Genomic DNA, 3157 nt, shown 5'->3' on the forward strand with positions numbered 1-3157 from the left:
GATGAGCTCTATCCCCGCCAACCTGCGCTATGCCGAAAGCCACGAATGGGTCCTGGACAACGGCGATGGCAGCGTGACCATCGGCATCACCGACCATGCCCAGGAGGCGCTGGGCGACGTGGTCTTCGTCGAGCTGCCCGAGGTCGGCAAGACCCTCGCCGTCGGCGACGAGTTCGGCGTCATCGAGTCGGTCAAGGCCGCCTCCGACCTCTACGCGCCGATCGCCGGCGAGGTCATCGCCGTCAACGAGGCCCTCGAGGACGCCCCGGAGACCATCAACGAGGCGCCCTACGCCGATGGCTGGATCATGAAGGTGCGCCTCGACGACGCCGCCGCCCTCGAGTCGCTGCTCGACGCCGACGCCTACCAGGCCGTGGCCGCCGAGGACTGAGCCTCTCCCGGCCCCGCCTGCGGGGCCGGCCTTTCACTGATTTCGGGGCGCCGCCCCACCACGCACACAGGGTGTTCCATGGCTTTCGACAACCGCCGTCTGGCCGATCTGGCCGCTCACGATGCCTTCCTCCAGCGCCACAACGGGCCCACCGCCGACGACGTGGCGGGCATGCTCGAGACGCTGGGGATGGCGAGCCTTCCCGCACTGATGGAGGCCACCGTGCCCGCCGGCATTCGCCTGGGCCGTGAGCTGGACCTGGACCCGCCGAAGGGCGAGGCCGAGGCCCTGGACTACCTGCACCGCCTGGCGCGCCAGAACCGCGTGGCCAAGAGCTACATCGGCCAGGGCTACTACGACACCCACCTGCCGACGGTGATCCAGCGCAACGTGCTGGAGAACCCGGGCTGGTACACCGCCTACACGCCCTACCAGCCGGAGATCTCCCAGGGGCGCCTCGAGGGCCTGCTCAACTTCCAGCAGATGGTGATGGACCTCACCGGCATGGAGCTCGCCAACGCCTCGCTGCTCGACGAGGCGACCGCCGCCGCCGAGGCGATGGCGCTGTGCAAGCGCGCCAACAAGAAGGCCAAGAGCGACACCTTCTTCGTCGCCGATGACGTCTTCCCGCAGACCCTGGACGTGGTGCGCACCCGCGCGGCCTGGTTCGGCTTCGAGCTGGTGGTGGCTCCGGCCGAGGAGCTCGCCGAGCACGACGTCTTCGGCGCCCTGCTGCAGTACCCCGGCGACGGCGGTCGGGTCCACGACCTGGCGCCGCTGCTCGAGACCGCCCGCGAGCGCGGCGTGATGACCTGCGTGGTGGCCGACATCATGGGCCTGGTGCTGCTCAAGGAGCCGGGCGCCCTGGGCGCCGACATGGTGGTCGGCAGCGCCCAGCGCTTCGGCGTGCCGATGGGCTTCGGCGGCCCGCATGCGGCCTTCTTCGCCACCACCGACAAGCTCAAGCGCTCGATCCCGGGGCGCATCATCGGCGTCTCCAAGGACAGCCGCGGCGCGACCGCCCTGCGCATGGCGATGCAGACCCGCGAGCAGCACATCCGCCGCGAGAAGGCGACCTCCAACATCTGCACCGCCCAGGCGCTGCTGGCCAACATCGCCGGCTTCTACGCCGTCTATCACGGCGCCGAGGGCCTCAAGACCATCGCCTCGCGCATCCACCGCCTGACCACCATCCTGGCCACCGGCCTCGCGGAGAAGGGCGTGACCCTGGCCCACGACAGCTGGTTCGACACCCTGCGCCTGACCGGCGTCGATGCCGGGCGCATCCACGGCCGCGCCATGGCCCACGACGTCAACCTGCGCTACTTCGAGGGTGGCGACGTCGGCCTGAGCCTCGACGAGACCACCACCGCCCACGACCTCGACGTGCTGTTCGACGTGCTGCTCGACGAGGAGCACGGCCTCGGCGTGCGCGAGCTCGACGACCGCGTGCTCGCCGAGGGGCTGAGCGGCATCCCGGCCGCCTGCGCCCGGGAGTCCGAGTTCCTGAGCCACCCGACCTTCCAGCGCTACCGCAGCGAGACCGAGATGCTGCGCTACCTCAAGCGCCTGGAGAACAAGGACCTGTCGCTCGCCCACGCGATGATCCCGCTGGGCTCGTGCACCATGAAGCTCAACGCCACCAGCGAGATGATCCCCATCACCTGGCCGGAGTTCGCGCGCATCCACCCCTTCGCGCCCCGCGACCAGGTGGCCGGCTACCGCCAGATGATCGACGAGCTGGCCGCCTTCCTGGTCGAGGTGACCGGCTACGACCACATCTCCATGCAGCCCAACTCCGGCGCCCAGGGCGAGTACGCCGGGCTGGTGGCGATCCGCCGCTACCAGGCGGCCCAGGGCGAGGGGCACCGTGACGTCTGCCTGATCCCGAGCTCCGCCCACGGCACCAACCCCGCCTCCGCCGCCATGGCGAGCATGAAGGTGGTGGTCGTGGAGTGCGACGCCGACGGCAACGTCGACATCGACGACCTGGCCGCCAAGGCCGAGGCCCACCGCGACGCCCTCTCGGCGATCATGATCACCTACCCCTCCACCCACGGGGTGTTCGAGGCCCACGTGCGTGAGGTGTGCGAGATCGTCCACGCCCACGGCGGCCAGGTGTACATCGACGGCGCCAACATGAACGCCCAGGTGGGCCTGACCCGCCCCGGCGACTTCGGCGGCGACGTCAGCCACCTCAACCTGCACAAGACCTTCTGCATCCCCCACGGCGGCGGCGGCCCGGGCATGGGCCCGATCGGCGTCAAGGCGCACCTCGCGCCCTACGTCTCGAACCACGCGGTGGTGCCGATCGACGGCGTCGAGGCGGGCTGCGGCGCGGTCTCGGCGGCGCCCTTCGGCTCGGCCTCGATCCTGCCGATCTCCTGGGCCTACATCAAGATGATGGGCGCGCGCGGCCTGCGCGAGGCCACCGAGCTGGCGATCCTCAACGCCAACTACATCGCCACCCGCCTCGGCGAGCACTACCCGGTGCTCTACAAGGGCGAGAACGGCACCGTGGCCCATGAGTGCATCATCGACATCCGACCGCTCAAGGCCGACTCCGGCATCAGCGAGGAGGACATCGCCAAGCGCCTGATGGACTACGGCTTCCACGCCCCGACCATGTCCTTCCCGGTGCCCGGCACGCTGATGATCGAGCCCACCGAGTCGGAGTCGCGCTACGAGATCGACCGCTTCTGCGACGCCATGATCGCGATCCGCGAGGAGATCGACGCGGTGCAGCGCGGCGACTGGCCGGCGGAC

General features: G+C 70.1%; 2 protein-coding genes. Both read left to right on the forward strand.

Translation table 11 applies throughout. The features are described from left to right. Position 1 precedes the first annotated feature (1 nt). Positions 2-391: a glycine cleavage system protein GcvH gene (gene gcvH, locus C9F13_RS17290; RefSeq protein WP_108447494.1), complete on the forward strand. Its 390-nt coding sequence runs from the start codon at positions 2-4 to the stop codon at positions 389-391. 78 nt (positions 392-469) lie between these two features. Continuing rightward, positions 470-3157, forward strand: a 2688-nt coding sequence (gcvP, locus tag C9F13_RS17295; protein ID WP_108447495.1) for an aminomethyl-transferring glycine dehydrogenase, incomplete at its 3' end; no start/stop codon positions are given.

The sequence above is a fragment of the Halomonas denitrificans genome (assembly GCF_003056305.1).
Classification (GTDB): Bacteria; Pseudomonadota; Gammaproteobacteria; order Pseudomonadales; family Halomonadaceae; genus Halomonas; species Halomonas denitrificans.